Below are 16,439 nucleotides of genomic sequence, written 5' to 3' on the forward strand. Positions count from 1 at the left end.
AGTAAAACTATATAAGTTTATATTACTAGCGTTTTTATCAGATATAATAATCTGAAATGTGATGGGTTATATCTCCAAAAATATGTTACGAGGAACTTGACTTATCATCTTAAAGTCAGGTTCTTTTTTGAATGAGAACTTTAAGTTAGCACTCAAAGGAATTCCTTTCGTAATAACAGCCCTACAAGGTTAACTTGGTTTCTCCTGAGATAGAAAGTGGACGAAAAGTTCGGTTTACTACTGCATCATTGGTATAAAGTAAAATAAAAACGAGGTTGGAACAATTGTCTCAACCTCATTTATTTATTTCGGTGAAATCACTTCAGCACCACCCATGTAAGGACGAAGAACTTCAGGGATAGTTACTGAACCATCTTCGTTTTGGTAGTTTTCAAGGATAGCGGCTACTGTACGTCCGACAGCAAGCCCTGAACCGTTGAGAGTGTGAAGAAGTTTTACTTTACCATCAGCTTCGTCACGGTAACGGATTTGTGCACGACGGGCTTGGAAATCTTCTGTATTTGAACATGAAGAAATTTCGCGGTAAGTGTTTTGTGCTGGAATCCAAACTTCCAAGTCGTAAGTTTTCGCAGCTGAGAATCCCATATCGCCAGTACATAAAGTGATGACACGGTATGGCAAGTTAAGTTTCTGAAGGATATTTTCAGCGTTAACTACCATTTTTTCCAATTCATCGTATGAGCTTTCTGGTTTTGAGAATTTGACCATTTCAACCTTGTGGAATTGGTGAAGACGAATCAAACCGCGTGTGTCACGACCTGCTGAACCAGCTTCTGAACGGAATGAAGGGCTCATGGCTGTGAAGTAGATTGGCAATTCTTTACCGTCAAGAATCTCACCGCGGTAGTAGTTAGTCAAAGGAACTTCAGCGGTTGGGATAAGGACATAGTCAGTACCGTCAAGCTCGAAAGTATCTTCCTTGAATTTTGGATATTGACCAGTACCAAACATAGAGTCGTGGTTAACCATGTAAGGTGTAATCATTTCAGTGTAACCTTCTTTAGCATGTTCATCCAACATGAAGTTGTAAATCGCACGTTCTAATTTTGCTCCTAAGCCTTTGTAGAAGAGGAAGCGAGAACCAGTAACTTTAGCGCCACGTTCCCAATCAAGAATACCAAGGTCTTCACCAAGATCCCAGTGAGGTTTAATCTCAAAATCAAAGTCACGAGGTGTTCCCCAACGACGAACTTCTACATTTTCATCCTCGTCAGTACCAACTGGTACAGTCTCGTGTGGTGTATTTGGAAGTGTCACAACGATACTGTTAAGTTTTTCATCGATAGCAGCAAGTTCAGAATCAATTTCTTTAATTTCTGCAGAAACTTTTTGCATGGCTGCAATTTGCTCTGAGGCGTCTTCTTTATTACGTTTTGCCTGAGCAATACCGTCTGAAGCAATATTACGTTGAGCTTTGAGTTCTTCAGATTTGATAAGAAGTTCACGACGTTTAACATCAAGCTCTTTTAGTTCATTTAAAGTCTCAGCAACGACACCACGTGTAGCCAATTTCTCGGAAAGGGCATCAAAGTCGTTACGAATACGTTTTACATCTAACATAAGTTCCTCCAAAAAATAAAACACCCGGTGAAAGTGTTGGAGTGACATGGGCCACGGTTCCATCCAACTTCACAGGAGTGCACTTGTTTATGTTTTTAATTATTAGAAACGGTAGAATTTCGTAGGTCAACCCTACCTGCTCACAGCAACCGCAGGCTTTCTGGAAAGGTCTAGCTATTACTTATCCGTCCTTTACAATTATACAAAAATTATGATTTTTTGGCAAATAAACCTTTGATACGAGCACCAATGGTTTGGATGAGAGTAGGTAATTTAACAACTTTTTCATTGCCAAGATGTTCCCTAGCAATCTTTAGAATCTTCCCAGAATCTTTAGAGGCAAAGAGGAATTTACTCTTGTCGGTTAATATTTCAAAATGACGGCTGATTCTCTTTCCTGATACATTTGCACCGATTTGTGTAATGCTAGTCCATGGAATTTGAATGTATTGTTCAACATTGACATCAGGGTAGAATTCAAGAGCTACATCTCCAATTAGAAATTTACCGACTTTACCTCCGATAGCCATGTAGGAAACGCCTGTTGTATGCAGTTCAACTGTTTTGTTTAGTGATTGTGCCATATCTATCTCGCTTTTTGATTGTAGTACCTTTATTATAGCATAAGAAAAGAGTTCAGCTTTGCTAAACTCTTACTCTTTTTACATGATTCCGAAGAAGCTTGCAACAATACCAACTACAAAGAGACCGATGATGATTGTGATTGGTGAAACTTTCTTCTTAAGCAACCACATACATGCAAAAGTAAGGAGAAGTCCCATCAAACCTGGAATCAATGAATCCAATTGTTTTTGAAGGGTATCAACTTGAATCTTATCAAAGCTAAGCTTATCGTTGGCTTGACCAAGGATAGTTTTTAGTTGGTCACCACTGACATTGCCTTTAGGCCATTCGATATAGGCACCTTTAGACAAAACTTTACCTGGAAGATTTACAGTGAAGACGATAGATACCCAACGTTCAACGAGGACGGCCAAGATGAACATACCAAGGATTGATGCCCCTTTAGTAATATCTTTCAAGATACCACCAGACATGTCTTTAGTGATTTCTGAACCAGCTTTGTAACCAAGTTCTTGAGTGTACCACAAGAAGGCCATACGGATAAGGTTCCAACCGATGAAGAAGATAAGTGGACCAGCGATGTTACCAGCTTGTGCCAATGATGCACCAAGGGCACCAAGGATTGGACGAACTGTGAACCAGAAGACAGGGTCACCGATACCGGCAAGTGGTCCCATCATACCGATTTTAACCCCTTGGATAGCCGCATCTTCGATTTCAGTACCATTAGCTTTTTCTTCTTCAAGAGCTAAGGTAACCCCCATGATAGGAGCAGCTACGTAAGGGTGAGTGTTGAAGAATTCCAAGTGACGTTTAAGAGCTGCGGCTTGGTCTTCTTTGTTAGTATAAAGTTTTTTGATAGCAGGAATGAGTGAGTAAGCCCAACCCAAGTTTTGCATACGTTCATAGTTCCATGAACCTTGCAAGAATTGTGAGCGCCACCAAACCTTTTTACGATCTGCTTGAGATAAGTGAATTTTTTCAGCCATGAGAGCACCCCTTCCTAGTAGTCTTCCAAGATATCGCCGATTGGGTCGCCTGAACCAGATGAAGTTCCGCCACCATTTCCGCCACCTTGTTTAGAAAGGTTGAGGTAGATGAAGGCAATTGCAACACCAATGGCACCAAGAGCGATAAGTGTCAATTGGCTAATTGCTGCGAAAGCAAAACCGATGGCGAAGAATGGCCAAACTTCACGAGTAGCCATCATGTTGATAACCATGGCGTAACCAACAGCTACGACCATACCACCACCGACAACCATACCATGGTTAAGCCAGTCAGGCATCAAGCCAAGGGCATGTTGAACAGATTGGGCCGGAATAGCAAGAAGAAGGGCTGCTGGCACAGCAATACGCAAACCTTGAAGAAGGAGAGCGAGGTAGTGTGCACGTTCAACACCAGCGATGTTTCCGTGTTCTGCAGCTTTATCTGCAGCATGAACAAGGGCAACAGATGCTGTACGAACAAGCATAGTTAGGAAGAGACCTGCAACCGCAAGCGGGATAGCTGTTGCAGTCGCAACACCGATACCTTCAGTTGTGAAGTTACCACCTTTAACCAAAATGATGGCAGCAGCAACAGATGCAAGGGCGGCGTCAGGAGCTACGGCAGCACCGATGTTTGCCCAAGCAAGGGCAATCATTTGAAGGGAACCACCAAGCATGATACCTGCAGTGAGGTTACCTGTAGCAGCACCAATAAGAGTACAAGCAACAAGTGGTTGGTGGAATTGGAATTGGTCAAGGATACCTTCAAGACCAGCAAGGAAGGCAACAACTACGACCAAAATAGCAGAAATAATTGACATATCTGACATGGTTATAATTCCTTTTCTATTGAGTTGTGATTAGCTGAGTTTATCAACTAATTTATCCGAATGAAGGTTATTGAACGTTAGCTTTTTTGATAAGGTCAAACAAATCTTTTTTAGAATCATTTGGAACCTTACGGACGTCGAATTCAACGCCAAGGTCACGCAATTTTTCGAAGCAAGCAACATCGTCTTTGTCCATAGACAAAACGTTGTTAACCATTGTTTTACCAGTTGAGTGAGCCATAGAACCAACGTTAAGTTCTTTGATTGGCACGCCACCTTCGATAGCACGAAGTGCGTCTTGAACAGTTTCGAACAAGATAAGCGCGTGTGTGTTACCAAAGCGAGGATCTTTAGAGGCATCAATCAATTTTTGAATTGGAACTACGTTAGCTTTAACGCCATTTGGTGCTGCTTGTTTAATCAATTCCTTACGCAATTCGTCTTTAGCAACATCATCTGATGCTACAATGATGCGGTCTGCTTTAGATGCAGGTGTCCAGTTAGTCGCAACCTGACCATGCAAAAGACGTGTATCCAAACGTGCCAAGTTAATCTTGAGCTTACCATCTCCAATAACTGTCCCTTCAGGGATAGCTCCTTGAGGTGCTGCTGCTTCTTGAGGTGCTGCTGTAGTTTCTTCCGCAGGATTAAGCTCCTCTGGAAGTGCTTTAATACCACCCTTAGCTTCCTTGATGATATTACCAGCAACTTGCTCCGCTGTAGCGCTAGCATCCATCATACGTTCTGTGTATGCTTGGATTAGCATTGGCAAGTTAAGTCCTGTGATGATGGCAATCTTGCGATCTGGATTTTCTCCAGCGATACGGCTGGCTTGGTTAAATGGTGAACCACTCCAAAGGTCAGCCAAAACAAGAATTTCATCATCAGCATCGAATTGTGCAATGGCATCGTTGAAGTGGGCGTAAAGGTCATCAGGACCTTCACTTGGCATAAAGGTAACGACTTGAACCTTCTCTTGGTCTCCAAAAATCATAGATCCTGATTGGTGGATTCCCTCAGCGAACTTACCATGGCTGGCGATAATAATACCGATACCCATTCGTGTTCTCCTCCTTTAAAATATTTTTTTCCTAGGCTTAAAAAGACTATCTCCGATTTCATTAAGACGGCAAAAAAAGCGCCTCTCAATCTTTTTGAACATAAGAAATCAAGAACAATTATATTCTAAAAGGCTTCCACTAAAATGTCAATAGCTAGTGAAACAAAAATGTAAAACAGACTAATCGCTGTCAGGAATGAGCGAAAAATTATAAAAAGATTATCAGATGATTAAATCTGATAATCTTTTTATGCTATTCGAAGACTAGTTCTTCTTAACAATGTGTCGGAAAAGATTTTTAAAGCCTTGCTTAAGAACAGCTAGAAAGCTAGGAGCCTTTCTTAAGCTTTCACGTGGAATTCTTTTTTGAATTTCTTTTAAGGTTGTTCTGCTTTTTCGACTGGCAAAACGGAAACGTCCATTTTGCTTTGTACGGATTTCAAAGCGTGGGATGAACTTACCACCTAAGTAAACATCAGCAATCACATAAGTGATTTCATCCCAAGGAATCTGAACATAGTCTTGTAGTTTTGTGTCATTGTAAAACTCGAAAGCCTTATCTCCAACCATGATATTTCCGTAAATTGGCCCTTCACGGAACCAAGTTCCCTTAGTTGTGTGAGCCATTTCCATATTAAGCGATTTAACCATGATTTGCTCCGATTAAAGTAGACCAATGATGTGGAGCAAGATAGCAAGGACAAAGATACCCAAGATGATGACGATTGGAGAAACTTTTCTCTTAAGAAGATACATACAAAGGAAAGTCAATCCAAGGGCAGCTAAACCAGGAATCAATTGGTTTAAGTTATCTTGCAAGGTTGTTACCTTGTTAGCTTCAAGTGATTTACCAGCAGCTTGTTGAAGAAAGGCTTCTTTGACACCGGCAATCCCTTTTGGTAGTTTATCCCAATGAATGAATGCTTCATCTTGTTGTTTAACAGTAGAAACAACTGGTGTAAAGGTGATGCTTACCCAACGTTGAATAAGAGAACCGATAACGAACATCCCCATCATTGAAGCTCCACGAGTGACTTGTTGAAGGAGGTTACCTGACAAGTCGTCCGTAATCGCAGTACCAGCACGATAACCGAATTCTTGAGTATACCACTTAACGGCAGCTACCATAACGTTCCAAAGAACGAAGAAAACGATTGGGCCCATGATGTTACCTGAAACAGCCAAGCCTGCTCCGAGTGAGAGGAAGATTGGACGAAGGGTAAACCAGAAGAGAGGGTCACCGGCACCTGCAAGAGGTCCCATCATACCGACCTTAACCCCTGAGATAGCAGCATCGTCAATGTCAGCGCCGTTGGCACGTTCTTCTTCCAAGGCAAGTGTAACCCCAAAGATTGGGTTGGCCATGAATGGTTGTGTATTGAAGAATTCCAAGTGACGTTTAAGGGCAGCTGCACGTTCTTCTTTTGATTGATAAAGTTTTTTGATTGCAGGAATAAGGGTGTAAGCCACACCACCATTTTGCATACGTTCATAGTTGAATGAAGCTAAAAGAAAGTATGAGCGCAAGAAAGCTTTAAAACGATCTGCTTTTGTTAATTTAATTTTTGAATCAGCCATTTTCTTTCCTCCTAATTAAAAGTCTTCGAGAATTTCACCGAGGGGATCACCTGATCCTCCATCATTTGAAGAACCATTTGAACCACTAGCTTCGAGCGCAAGGTACATCACGGCAAGACAGAGACCGATAACGCCCAAGCTAATTAAGGTTAATTCTTTGAGAGCAGCCAAAGCAAAACCAAGGAAGAAGAATGGCCAAACTTCACGACTAGACATCATGTTGATAACCATGGCATAACCAACGGCTACAACCATACCACCACCGATTGTCATACCTGATGTTAACCATTCAGGCATAGCTTCAAGACCCGTTTGGACGATGTGTGCGGGAATCAAGAGCAAGAGGAGGGCAGGGATAGCAACACGGAGACCTTGGAGGGCCATACCAATAAAGTGCCATCTTTCAATTCCAGCAATATCAGCTGCTTCAGCACGACTATCCATAACGTGAGCGATGAAGACTGTAGCAGTACGGACAAACATTGTCAAGGCAAGACCGGCAACAGCCAATGGAACTGCAAGGGCGATGGCAGGACCAATCCCTTTAGCTCCTTGACCACCCAAGATAAGGATAATGGTAGAAGCTACTGCGGCAAGTGAAGCGTCTGGTGCCATGGCAGCACCAACGTTAGCCCACCCCATAGTGATCAACTGCAAGCTACCACCCAACATAACGCCGAGTTCGAGGTGGCCAGTAACCAAACCAATGAGGGAACAGGCCACAACTGGTTGGTAAGTTTCGATTTGGTCGTTAACTGAGCTACAACCAATGATGAAAGCAACAATTACGACTAAAATAATTTGTACTAAACTCATTTATGCATCCTCCAAAATTATTTCTTCTCTGCTAATTTAGTTTCAGCTGACTTAATCAAGGCATCAACGTTTGTTGGGCTATCACTTGGTACCCCGCGGACGTCAAATTTGACACCCAATGATTGCAATTCTTTGATAGCATCCACATCTGTTTGGTCAAATGAAAGAGCCTTAGTAACGTTGACTTTTCCTTCCTTATAAGCTGAAGAACCAAGGTTGATTTCTGTAACGTCAACACCAGCTTTAACAGCAGCAAGAGCATCTTCAACAGATTCAAAGAGAAGCATAGCGCGTGTATCGCCAAAACGTGGGTCATTGTTTGCTTTAACCATGTTTTTAATTGGGATAACGTGAACTTGAACACCAGATGGAGCAGCTTGTTTAATCATGTTTGTACGAAGTTTATCATGACAAACAGTGTCTGAAACAACGATGATACGGTCTGGGTGAGTTGAGTGAGTCCAACCAGTTGCGACCTGACCGTGGAGGAGACGTGTGTCAACACGAGCCAAAACGTATTTGATTTTGCCATCACCAAGAACTGTTCCTTCAGGAATAGTGCCTTTAGGAATAGAAGGTTTAGCGTCAGTTGATTTGGCGTCTTCTTCAGGAATGAGGCCGTCTGGAAGGACTTTAACACCTTCTTTAGTTTCCTTATAAATATTTGCGACAACCTCCTCAACGCTTGCATCAGGAGCTACCATACGTTCCGTATATGCTTGGATAAGCATTGGCAAGTTGAGCCCTGTTACGATAACCATCTTGCGATCAGGATTTTCTTCCTTAATTCGGCTTGCCTGATTAAATGGTGACCCAGACCAAAGGTCTGCAAGGACTAGAATTTCGTCGTCTGTGTCAAATTGAGCGATGGCATCGTTGAAGTGAGCGTACAAGTCGTCAGGGCCTTCATTTGGCATGAAAGTAACGACTTGAACTTTCTCTTGTTCACCAAAAATCATAGAACCTGATTGGTGAATACCCTCAGCGAATTTACCATGGCTAGCAATAATAATACCGATACCCATTAGTGTTCTTCCTCCTTTAATATAATGTTTCTTAGGAATAGAAAAATAATTATTGGTATTACCATCCCTCAGCATGAAAATGACAACAATATTTTTTAAACCTTCGAAATTAGAACAGATTAATTATAAAACGCTTTCATTCCTATGTCAATAAGTTTTGCGCAAAAAGTACCAAAAAACTTCAAAAACTTTCAATTTTTATTTTAAATCAGGCTAAAAACAATCATATATAGTTAATAACTATATATGAATATAGGGAATGGGATTGTGTAAAATGATAATAAACACTTGTAAGGTCCGCTTGTGACTACTATAATAGCTCCAATTAACTATTTAATGTTAAATCTATAAGAAAAGAGGACCTCCTTATGTCAGATTTACTAAGTATTTACAATGAATTGCAAACTAAAAAGTGGGTAGACTTGACCCACAAGATTAATGCGGAAAGCCCACACTTTCCGGCCCTTCAAGCTTTGAAACAAGAAGACCTTTTCACATTAAAAGATGGTTTCCATGTTCAAAAATTTACAGTAGTTGGTCAATACGGAACCCATATCGATGCACCGATTCACTTTGTAGAAGGTGGTCGTTGGTTGGATGAGATTGACCTTAAAGACCTTCTCTTGCCACTTTATGTTATCGACAAGTCTAAAGAAGTTGCTGCTAATTCAAACTTTATCTTGAGCAAACAAGATATCTTAGATTTTGAAGCAGAACATGGAAAAATTACTGAAGGGGCCTTTGTCGCTTTCCGTAGTGATTGGTCAAAACGTTGGCCAAGTCAAGATGCTATGCGTAACCTGGATGACAACGGGGTTCAGCAAAGTCCAGGTTGGAGCCGTGAAGCCCTAGAATTCTTGATTCATGAACGCCATGTCAAAGCAGTAGGCCATGAAACCTTTGATACAGATGCCGGTATTCCGGCAGCAGAACATGGATTGGTTAACGAATACTATCTCTTGGATCAAGACATTTATCAAGTAGAGGTCCTGAATCAATTAGATCAAGTTCCAGCCGTTGGTGCTTTGATTTCAATTGCATTTCCTCACTGGGACAAGGCGACAGGTTCCCCAGTGCGTGCAGTAGCTATTTTACCTTGATTATAAGAAAAGACACCGAAGAATTCTTCAGTGTCTTTACCTGTTTATAAAAATAGATCTTGAAGTTTACGGGCAACGCCGTCCTCCTCATTAGTCCACTTAATTTGTTCGTTAGCGTGGGGGAGAAGGACAGAACTGGCATTTTTCATGGCATAGCCAGTCTTGGCAAGCTCCAACATCTCTGTATCATTGTGTTCGTCCCCAAAGGCAATCAAATCATCTGGAGATTTTCGCATGGCTTTGAGTAGGTAGTTCAGGGCATAAGCTTTATTAATTCCTTTAGGTGAAAACTCCAAGATATTAAGTGGTCCACCCCAAGAATCAACCTCAATTTCTTCTTTGAAATCTTTCTTAATATCTCTGGCTAGTTGGTACTTGTCTTCGTGACGGGTCTGCATAAGAAGAGCGTTAGGATTGCGTGTGATTTTAGCTGGCTCTAAACGCATAGCCTCAATGATTTTATCAACCCCAAAGAGTTGTGGTTGAATACGCTCTGGGTGCTCCATAGTGATATAAAAGTGCTTGCGGTATTCACTAGCAAGAAAATCCATCTCTAACTCATCGTGTCGTTGTAAGAGGTTAACTAGGTATTTTTTGTCCAACTTGACCGAGTGCTCGTAAGCCCATTCTCGGTCTGGGAGATTGGTCAAGGAGCCATTAAAGGTAATGAGCGGTGTCTCTAAGCCTAATGTTTTGTAATGATCAATAGCCATACGGTAAGGACGACCGGTAGCGATAACGACTTGATGACCTTTGTTTTGTACATCTTTAATAGTTGTTTTTGTAAATTCTGAAATAGTTCCATCTGGTCGCAAAAGCGTTCCATCGAGATCTAGTGCAATCAATTTTTTTGTCATGTTTCTATTATAACAGAAATCAGTTCTTTGTTGGGGTTTGACCCAGGTCGGTGGTGGAATGTTCGGTTTTTAGCGATAAAACTATCAGAAAATAAACCTTGCACCATCAAATGATTTCATGTAGAATGGTGATGTAGCATTCTACGTGAGAATGTTCCGATATCATTCGGATTTTGACAATTTTTTATTAAGGAGTATAAACTTTCATGGAAAAGTTTTTCAAATTAAAAGAGCATGGTACTGATGTTCGTACAGAGGTTACAGCAGGTTTGACAACCTTCTTTGCCATGTCTTATATCCTCTTTGTCAACCCATCTATGTTAGCCCAGACTGGCATGCCTGCTCAAGGTGTGTTCTTGGCTACCATCATTGGTGCGGTTGCAGGAACGTTGATGATGGCGTTTTATGCTAACCTACCTTACGCTCAAGCGCCTGGTATGGGTCTCAATGCCTTCTTTACCTACACAGTGGTCTTTTCTTTGGGCTACACTTGGCAAGAAGCCTTGGCTATGGTCTTTTTGTGTGGTGTTATTTCTTTGATTATCACAGTTACTAAAGTACGTAAGATGATTATTGAATCTATTCCGACAGCACTTAAGTCTGCCATTTCAGCAGGTATTGGTATTTTCCTTGCTTATGTAGGTATTAAAAATGCAGGTTTCTTGAAGTTTGCAATTGATCCAGGTACTTATACTGTAAGCGGAAAGGGAGCTGATATGGCTCAAGCTTCAATTACAGCTTCATCAGCTGCTACACCTGGTTTGGTAGCTTTCAATAATCCAACTGTTATTGTAGGTTTGATTGGGCTTGCAGTTGCGATTTTCTTTATTGTTAAGGGAATTCGTGGAGGTGTCCTCCTTTCAATTGTTGTAACAACTGTTATCGCAATTTTTGCTGGTGTAGTTGACCTTGGTAGTATTGACTGGCATGCTGCTAGTTTGACTGCTTCTATTAAGGATTTGGGGCAAGTCTTTGGTGTAGCTCTGGGTTCTAAAGGTTTGGGTTCTCTCTTCTCAGACGTGTCACGTTTGCCAGGTGTCTTTATGGCTATTCTTGCCTTCTCATTAACGGATATCTTTGATACTATCGGTACTTTGATTGGTACTGGTGAGAAGGTTGGTATCATCGCTTCAACAGGTGATAACAATGAATCTAAAGCTCTTGACCGTGCCCTTTACTCTGATCTCGTTGGTACAAGTATTGGTGCCATTGCCGGGACTTCAAACGTTACAACTTACATTGAATCTGCAGCAGGTATTGGTGCTGGTGGACGTACTGGTTTGACAGCTCTTGTGGTTGCAGTATTCTTTGCGATTTCAAGTTTCTTTAGCCCACTTGTCTCAATTGTTCCTAGTGCAGCAACTGCACCTATTCTTATCATTGTAGGTGTTATGATGCTCTCTAACCTTAAGAGTGTGGATTGGGAAGATTTGTCTGAAGCGATTCCTGCCTTTTTCACTTCTATTTTTATGGGATTCTCATATAGCATTACCTACGGTATTGCAGCTGGTTTCCTTACTTACACTTTGGTCAAAATTATCAAAGGTCAAGCAAAAGATGTTCATCTTGTCATGTGGATTTTGGATATCTTGTTTATTCTTAATTTCATTAGCATGGCTGTGCTCTAATATCTAATATTTTATAAGCAAAAAAGTCTGTCCTTTTGTCAGGCTTTTTTAGTTTTTTTACGAGTGATGATTTGAGGTTTACTTTAACGACTGTTTTAAGTTAAGATTGAAATTTTGTTAGAAATATTAACTTTATGGAGGTTTGAGTTAATGTAAGTAAGTGTTAAATTAAGAGGAGTTGTTATATCTAAATTATTCTTTCTGCCTCAATATTTATAAGTTTTTGATGGTTTTTGACAGTGGATTATAGTCCAGATTTTTATTTTTTGATATAATGAAAACATGATTTACAGTCAAAATGAAGAGGAATTGATTAGCATAGGCCGAAAGTTAGGTCGATTGCTCAATTCTGGAGATATAATTGTTCTCTCAGGTGATCTGGGAGCTGGTAAAACCACTTTAACTAAGGGAATTGCTAAAGGTTTGGATGTTTCACAGATGATCAAGAGCCCAACCTATACTATTGTTAGAGAATATGAGGGGCGTTTGCCGCTATACCATTTAGATGTTTATCGTATTGGTGATGATCCAGATTCTATTGACTTAGATGATTTTCTATACGGTGACGGTGTGACGATTATCGAGTGGGGAGAACTTTTGGATGACAGTCTCCTGGGAGACTATCTTTTAATTTCGATAAAACATCATGGTGATGGACGTCAACTGCTTCTGGAATCTTTTGGTCCTAGAAGTAAAGAAATCCAGGAGGCGATGGCAAATGGCTGAGTACGAATTAGTCATTGAGGAAGCCCAAAGAGATGATTCCGTATCCTTAGCAAAATTACTAAAGACGGTAGCTCTAGAGTCAGATTTTTTGGCTCAGGATGCTAGGAGCTCTGTACTGAATGCCGAACAGTTAGCCTCCTATATTGATAGCCGTCAAAGTGTCCCAAATGAGATTTGTTTAGTCGCAAAATTGAATCATGAGGTCATTGGTGTTTGTAATGTTACTTCTGATCAAGACACGAAGACCAGTCATATTGGTGATGTTTTCATTGCGGTTGCTAAACCCTATTGGGGTAATGGTATTGGTCAGTTTCTTATGGAAATAATGATTGACTGGGCAAACAACACACCAGCTATCTGTCGCTTAGAGTTGACTGTTCAAGCACGCAATGAACGGGCAGTACATCTCTATCAAAAATTTGGATTTGATATTGAAGGCACTAAGAAACGTGGTGCCAGAACTAAAAATGGAGAATTTCTAGATGTTTACCTGATGGCTAAACTCATAGATTAGGAAAAAACATGAAACTTGGACGAAAAATTTTATTGATGTTGTTGGCAATTTTTGCCACCACAGTAGTAGCTGTTGGAATTTACCTAACGACAACTTACAATTATGCTACAGGCGAATTGTCAAAAACCTTTAGAGTTTCAAAGGCAACGTCAGGAAATAGTAAGGCCATTCAACAGACTAAGCCTATAACGATTCTGTTGATGGGGGTGGATACAGGATCCGAAGGACGTAAGGAAACCTGGGAGGGAAATTCTGATACTATGATTTTGGTAACAGTGAATCCTAAGACTAAGAGAACTACTATGACCAGTTTGGAACGTGACCTTTTGACAGATGTTGAGGGATCGGGTGAAGTAAAACTAAACGCAGCCTATGCCGAGGGTGGAGCTGACTTAGCTATTTCAACCATTCAAAAGGTTTTAGATATTGATATCGACTACTATGCGCTGATTAATATGCAGGGTATGATTGATTTGGTGGATGCCGTAGGTGGTATCGAGGTAACGAACCATTTTGATTTCCCAATTTCGATTGCAGAAAACGAACCAGAATTTCAGGCGAAGGTAGAGCCTGGAACCCATAAAATCAATGGAGAACAGGCCTTAGTGTATTCACGTATGCGTTATGATGATCCCGATGGAGACTATGGTCGTCAAAAACGTCAACGTGAGGTTATTCAAAAGATTGTGGCTAAGCTCTTGAAGATGGGCTCGATAGGTTCTTATAAGAAAATTTTGTCTGCTGTCAGTTCAAATGTACAAACAAGTATCGATCTTGGTGATAGCACTACTCTGCGTGGTTTGATGGGCTATAGTGAGGCCTTTAAAAATATCAAGTCTTACCAGTTGGCTGGTTCGGATGCGACGATCAATGGTGGAAGCTATCAAGTAGCCTCAACTGAGGATATTCTTAAGGTCCAAAACCGTATTAAGAAGGAAGTTGGCAAGAAGGGAGTTTCTGAATCTAAACTTAAGACTAGTCTGGTACTCAATGGTTTTGGGACTTCTAGCTATGGTTCAGATGATTTCGTTAACTCTAAAGGAAGTTTGGCTTCGAGTGAAGTATCTGGAAGTTATGAGGCTGGACCATCTGAGGCAACAGGTGGAGGATCAGTAAGTACCTACAATGGAGGTACTACCTACAGCAATAACTACAGTGAGAATACTGGTAATTATGTTCAGGACCAAGGTGCAACAGCTCCTACATACAATTATAATGGTTCAGGTGTAACTACTTATAGCACGATTCCAGCAGCACAATAGAAAGGTTGGGAGACTCTCGGCCTTTTTTGCTGTCATATGGTTATTCCTTGCAATAGTTTTCAAGCTATGCTATAATATAGGAAAATAACGAAAGAGAGGCGGAGTAGAAACTTCGTCTCTTGTGTGTGTAAGGAGGTCATAATGTCGCAAAAAATTATTGATCTCGTGACGGCTGTCGTAGCTCCAGCAATTCCTGAACCCTACGAATTGGTCGATATCGAGTATGAAAAGATTGGCAGTGACTATATTTTGTCTGTTTTGGTTGATAAGCCAGGTGGAATTACTATCGAAGATACTGCAGACCTGACTGAAATTATCAGTCCCCTCTTGGATACTATTCAGCCTGACCCTTTCCCGGATCAATACATGTTGGAAGTGTCTAGCCCTGGGTTAGAGCGTCCTTTGAAGACTAAAGAAGCTTTGAAGAATGCTGTTGGTCAGTATATCAATGTTAGCCTTTACAAGGCTATTGATAAAATCAAGATTTTTCAAGGTGATTTGTTGGCCTTCGATGGCGAAACTCTAACAATTGATTATCTTGATAAGACTCGCCATAAGACTGTTGAGATTCCCTATCAAACAGTTGCTAAAGCTCGTTTGGCAGTCAAACTCTAAAACTCTTAGTGTAAATAAAGAAAGGATGCCAGTTTTGGCTCTTAAAGGCTAAAACGACAAATAATATGAGCAAAGAAATGCTAGAAGCCTTCCGTGTCTTGGAAGAAGAAAAACACATTAACAAGGAAGATATCATCGATGCTGTGGTTGAATCACTTAAATCAGCTTACAAGCGTCGTTATGGTCAGTCTGAATCAGCAGTCGTTGAATTCAATGAAAAAACAGGTGATTTTCAAGTTTTTACCGTTCGTGAAGTTGTAGACGAAGTCTTCGATAGTCGTTTGGAAATTAGCTTGAAAGATGCGCTTGCTATTAGCTCAGCTTACGAGCTTGGCGACAAGATTCGCTTTGAAGAGTCAGTCGATGAATTTGGTCGTGTTGCAGCGCAATCTGCTAAACAAACGATTATGGAAAAAATGCGTAAGCAAATGCGTGAGATTACTTATAATGACTATAAGCAACATGAAGGTGAAATCATGCAAGGAACAGTTGAACGCTTTGACCAACGTTTCATTTATGTTAATCTTGGAACGCTCGAAGCTCAATTGTCACGCCAAGACCAAATTCCTGGTGAAAGCTTTAAGTCACACGACGTCATCGATGTTTATGTTTATAAAGTTGAAAACAACCCTAAAGGTGTTAACGTCTTTGTAAGTCGTAGCCATCCAGAATTCATCAAACGTATCATGGAACAAGAAATTCCTGAAGTCTTTGATGGAACTGTAGAAATCATGAGCGTATCTCGTGAAGCTGGTGATCGTACGAAAGTTGCTGTTCGCAGTCATAACCCTAACGTTGATGCTATTGGTACTATCGTTGGTCGTGGTGGAAGCAACATCAAGAAAGTTGTCAGCCGTTTCCACCCAACACGTTTGGATGCTAAGACAGGTATTGAGGTTCCTGTTGAGGAAAATATTGATGTTATTCAATGGGTTGAAGATCCAGCTGAATTCATCTACAATGCTATTGCACCGGCTGAAGTGGACTATGTTCTCTTCGACGAAGATGATAGCAAACGTGCAACAGTAGTTGTGCCAGATAACAAATTATCTCTTGCAATTGGTCGTCGTGGGCAAAACGTTCGTTTGGCAGCTCATTTGACTGGTTACCGTATTGACATCAAGTCAGCTTCTGAATACGAAGCACTCGAAGCTGAAAAATCCGAGGCTGCTACTGAGGAAGTTGTTGATGAGATTGTTGCAGAAGAGGCTACACCTGTTGAAGTCACAACAGAAGAAGTAACTGAAACAACAGAAGCAGAATAAGAAGAACA

General features: G+C 40.9%; 17 protein-coding genes. 7 read left to right on the plus strand and 10 right to left on the minus strand.

Going from position 1 to position 16,439, the window contains the following annotated elements; genetic code table 11:
* Positions 1 to 303: 303 nt before the first annotated feature.
* The 9 genes from serS to EL076_RS01800 form a co-directional block, all read right to left on the minus strand.
* Positions 304 to 1,581 (minus strand): serine--tRNA ligase, encoded by a 1,278-nt coding sequence (gene serS, locus EL076_RS01760; RefSeq protein WP_126429001.1) that lies wholly within the window; start codon positions 1,579 to 1,581, stop codon positions 304 to 306.
* Between the two features lie 209 nt (positions 1,582 to 1,790).
* Positions 1,791 to 2,165, minus strand: coding sequence for a DUF956 family protein (locus EL076_RS01765; RefSeq protein ID WP_003092275.1), 375 nt, complete (start codon positions 2,163 to 2,165; stop codon positions 1,791 to 1,793).
* A gap of 78 nt (positions 2,166 to 2,243) precedes the next feature.
* Positions 2,244 to 3,155 carry a PTS system mannose/fructose/sorbose family transporter subunit IID gene (locus EL076_RS01770; RefSeq protein WP_126429003.1) on the minus strand — a complete coding sequence of 304 codons (912 nt, stop codon included), beginning with the start codon at positions 3,153 to 3,155 and terminating at the stop codon, positions 2,244 to 2,246.
* A gap of 14 nt (positions 3,156 to 3,169) precedes the next feature.
* A complete protein-coding gene (locus tag EL076_RS01775) occupies positions 3,170 to 3,985 on the minus strand; it encodes a PTS mannose/fructose/sorbose transporter subunit IIC (RefSeq protein ID WP_003092137.1) in 816 nt (271 codons plus the stop codon).
* A gap of 67 nt (positions 3,986 to 4,052) precedes the next feature.
* A complete protein-coding gene (locus tag EL076_RS01780) occupies positions 4,053 to 5,045 on the minus strand; it encodes a PTS sugar transporter subunit IIB (protein WP_117647591.1) in 993 nt (330 codons plus the stop codon).
* 264 nt (positions 5,046 to 5,309) lie between these two features.
* A complete protein-coding gene (locus tag EL076_RS01785; RefSeq protein ID WP_048787922.1) occupies positions 5,310 to 5,696 on the minus strand; it encodes a DUF956 family protein in 387 nt (128 codons plus the stop codon).
* Between the two features lie 12 nt (positions 5,697 to 5,708).
* Positions 5,709 to 6,623: a PTS system mannose/fructose/sorbose family transporter subunit IID gene (locus tag EL076_RS01790; RefSeq protein WP_126429005.1), complete on the minus strand. Its 915-nt coding sequence runs from the start codon at positions 6,621 to 6,623 to the stop codon at positions 5,709 to 5,711.
* Between the two features lie 15 nt (positions 6,624 to 6,638).
* A complete protein-coding gene (locus EL076_RS01795) occupies positions 6,639 to 7,439 on the minus strand; it encodes a PTS mannose/fructose/sorbose transporter subunit IIC (protein ID WP_048787921.1) in 801 nt (266 codons plus the stop codon).
* 17 nt (positions 7,440 to 7,456) lie between these two features.
* The gene (locus EL076_RS01800; RefSeq protein ID WP_126429007.1) at positions 7,457 to 8,464 is read right to left on the minus strand and encodes a PTS sugar transporter subunit IIB; all 1,008 of its coding nucleotides are present in this window, start codon (positions 8,462 to 8,464) and stop codon (positions 7,457 to 7,459) included.
* Positions 8,465 to 8,832: 368 nt separating this feature from the next.
* On the opposite strand from EL076_RS01800, the gene EL076_RS01805 reads away from it, so the two are divergent.
* Positions 8,833 to 9,564, plus strand: a complete 732-nt coding sequence (locus EL076_RS01805; RefSeq protein ID WP_126429008.1) for a cyclase family protein — start codon at positions 8,833 to 8,835, stop codon at positions 9,562 to 9,564.
* Positions 9,565 to 9,608: 44 nt separating this feature from the next.
* Here the strand turns inward: EL076_RS01805 and EL076_RS01810 are convergent, their stop codons facing one another.
* Positions 9,609 to 10,421, minus strand: a complete 813-nt coding sequence (locus tag EL076_RS01810; protein WP_126429010.1) for a Cof-type HAD-IIB family hydrolase — start codon at positions 10,419 to 10,421, stop codon at positions 9,609 to 9,611.
* A 206-nt stretch (positions 10,422 to 10,627) separates the two neighbouring features.
* Between EL076_RS01810 and EL076_RS01815 the strand changes: the two genes are divergently transcribed.
* The 6 genes from EL076_RS01815 (at position 10,628) to nusA (ending at position 16,431) form a co-directional block, all read left to right on the plus strand.
* The gene (locus tag EL076_RS01815) at positions 10,628 to 12,049 is read left to right on the plus strand and encodes an NCS2 family permease (protein ID WP_126429012.1); all 1,422 of its coding nucleotides are present in this window, start codon (positions 10,628 to 10,630) and stop codon (positions 12,047 to 12,049) included.
* Positions 12,050 to 12,331: 282 nt separating this feature from the next.
* Positions 12,332 to 12,775, plus strand: coding sequence for a tRNA (adenosine(37)-N6)-threonylcarbamoyltransferase complex ATPase subunit type 1 TsaE (tsaE, locus tag EL076_RS01820; protein ID WP_064519543.1), 444 nt, complete (start codon positions 12,332 to 12,334; stop codon positions 12,773 to 12,775).
* Positions 12,768 to 13,289 carry a GNAT family N-acetyltransferase gene (locus EL076_RS01825; protein ID WP_003092200.1) on the plus strand — a complete coding sequence of 174 codons (522 nt, stop codon included), beginning with the start codon at positions 12,768 to 12,770 and terminating at the stop codon, positions 13,287 to 13,289. The genes tsaE and EL076_RS01825 overlap by 8 nt, the downstream gene beginning before the upstream one ends.
* A gap of 8 nt (positions 13,290 to 13,297) precedes the next feature.
* Positions 13,298 to 14,551, plus strand: a complete 1,254-nt coding sequence (gene lytR, locus EL076_RS01830) for a glycopolymer--peptidoglycan transferase LytR (RefSeq protein WP_064519537.1) — start codon at positions 13,298 to 13,300, stop codon at positions 14,549 to 14,551.
* 141 nt (positions 14,552 to 14,692) lie between these two features.
* Entirely contained in the window at positions 14,693 to 15,166 is a 474-nt protein-coding gene (gene rimP / locus EL076_RS01835) for a ribosome maturation factor RimP (RefSeq protein WP_126429015.1), read from the plus strand.
* A 65-nt stretch (positions 15,167 to 15,231) separates the two neighbouring features.
* Positions 15,232 to 16,431 (plus strand): transcription termination factor NusA, encoded by a 1,200-nt coding sequence (nusA, locus tag EL076_RS01840; RefSeq protein ID WP_126429017.1) that lies wholly within the window; start codon positions 15,232 to 15,234, stop codon positions 16,429 to 16,431.
* The last annotated feature ends 8 nt before the right edge of the window (positions 16,432 to 16,439 follow it).

Origin of the sequence: Streptococcus vestibularis (assembly GCF_900636445.1) — a bacterium.
GTDB classification, from domain to species: domain Bacteria; phylum Bacillota; class Bacilli; order Lactobacillales; family Streptococcaceae; genus Streptococcus; species Streptococcus vestibularis.

Bases quoted from the DNA above. Each gene is read 5' to 3' on its own strand.
- serS (WP_126429001.1), bottom strand. From the start codon at position 1,581: ATGTTAGATGTAAAACGTATTCGTAACGACTTTGATGCCCTTTCCGAG.
- EL076_RS01765 (WP_003092275.1), bottom strand. From the start codon at position 2,165: ATGGCACAATCACTAAACAAAACAGTTGAACTGCATACAACAGGCGTT.
- EL076_RS01770 (WP_126429003.1), bottom strand. From the start codon at position 3,155: ATGGCTGAAAAAATTCACTTATCTCAAGCAGATCGTAAAAAGGTTTGG.
- EL076_RS01775 (WP_003092137.1), bottom strand. From the start codon at position 3,985: ATGTCAGATATGTCAATTATTTCTGCTATTTTGGTCGTAGTTGTTGCC.
- EL076_RS01780 (WP_117647591.1), bottom strand. From the start codon at position 5,045: ATGGGTATCGGTATTATTATCGCCAGCCATGGTAAGTTCGCTGAGGGA.
- EL076_RS01785 (WP_048787922.1), bottom strand. From the start codon at position 5,696: ATGGTTAAATCGCTTAATATGGAAATGGCTCACACAACTAAGGGAACT.
- EL076_RS01790 (WP_126429005.1), bottom strand. From the start codon at position 6,623: ATGGCTGATTCAAAAATTAAATTAACAAAAGCAGATCGTTTTAAAGCT.
- EL076_RS01795 (WP_048787921.1), bottom strand. From the start codon at position 7,439: ATGAGTTTAGTACAAATTATTTTAGTCGTAATTGTTGCTTTCATCATT.
- EL076_RS01800 (WP_126429007.1), bottom strand. From the start codon at position 8,464: ATGGGTATCGGTATTATTATTGCTAGCCATGGTAAATTCGCTGAGGGT.
- EL076_RS01805 (WP_126429008.1), top strand. From the start codon at position 8,833: ATGTCAGATTTACTAAGTATTTACAATGAATTGCAAACTAAAAAGTGG.
- EL076_RS01810 (WP_126429010.1), bottom strand. From the start codon at position 10,421: ATGACAAAAAAATTGATTGCACTAGATCTCGATGGAACGCTTTTGCGA.
- EL076_RS01815 (WP_126429012.1), top strand. From the start codon at position 10,628: ATGGAAAAGTTTTTCAAATTAAAAGAGCATGGTACTGATGTTCGTACA.
- tsaE (WP_064519543.1), top strand. From the start codon at position 12,332: ATGATTTACAGTCAAAATGAAGAGGAATTGATTAGCATAGGCCGAAAG.
- EL076_RS01825 (WP_003092200.1), top strand. From the start codon at position 12,768: ATGGCTGAGTACGAATTAGTCATTGAGGAAGCCCAAAGAGATGATTCC.
- lytR (WP_064519537.1), top strand. From the start codon at position 13,298: ATGAAACTTGGACGAAAAATTTTATTGATGTTGTTGGCAATTTTTGCC.
- rimP (WP_126429015.1), top strand. From the start codon at position 14,693: ATGTCGCAAAAAATTATTGATCTCGTGACGGCTGTCGTAGCTCCAGCA.
- nusA (WP_126429017.1), top strand. From the start codon at position 15,232: ATGAGCAAAGAAATGCTAGAAGCCTTCCGTGTCTTGGAAGAAGAAAAA.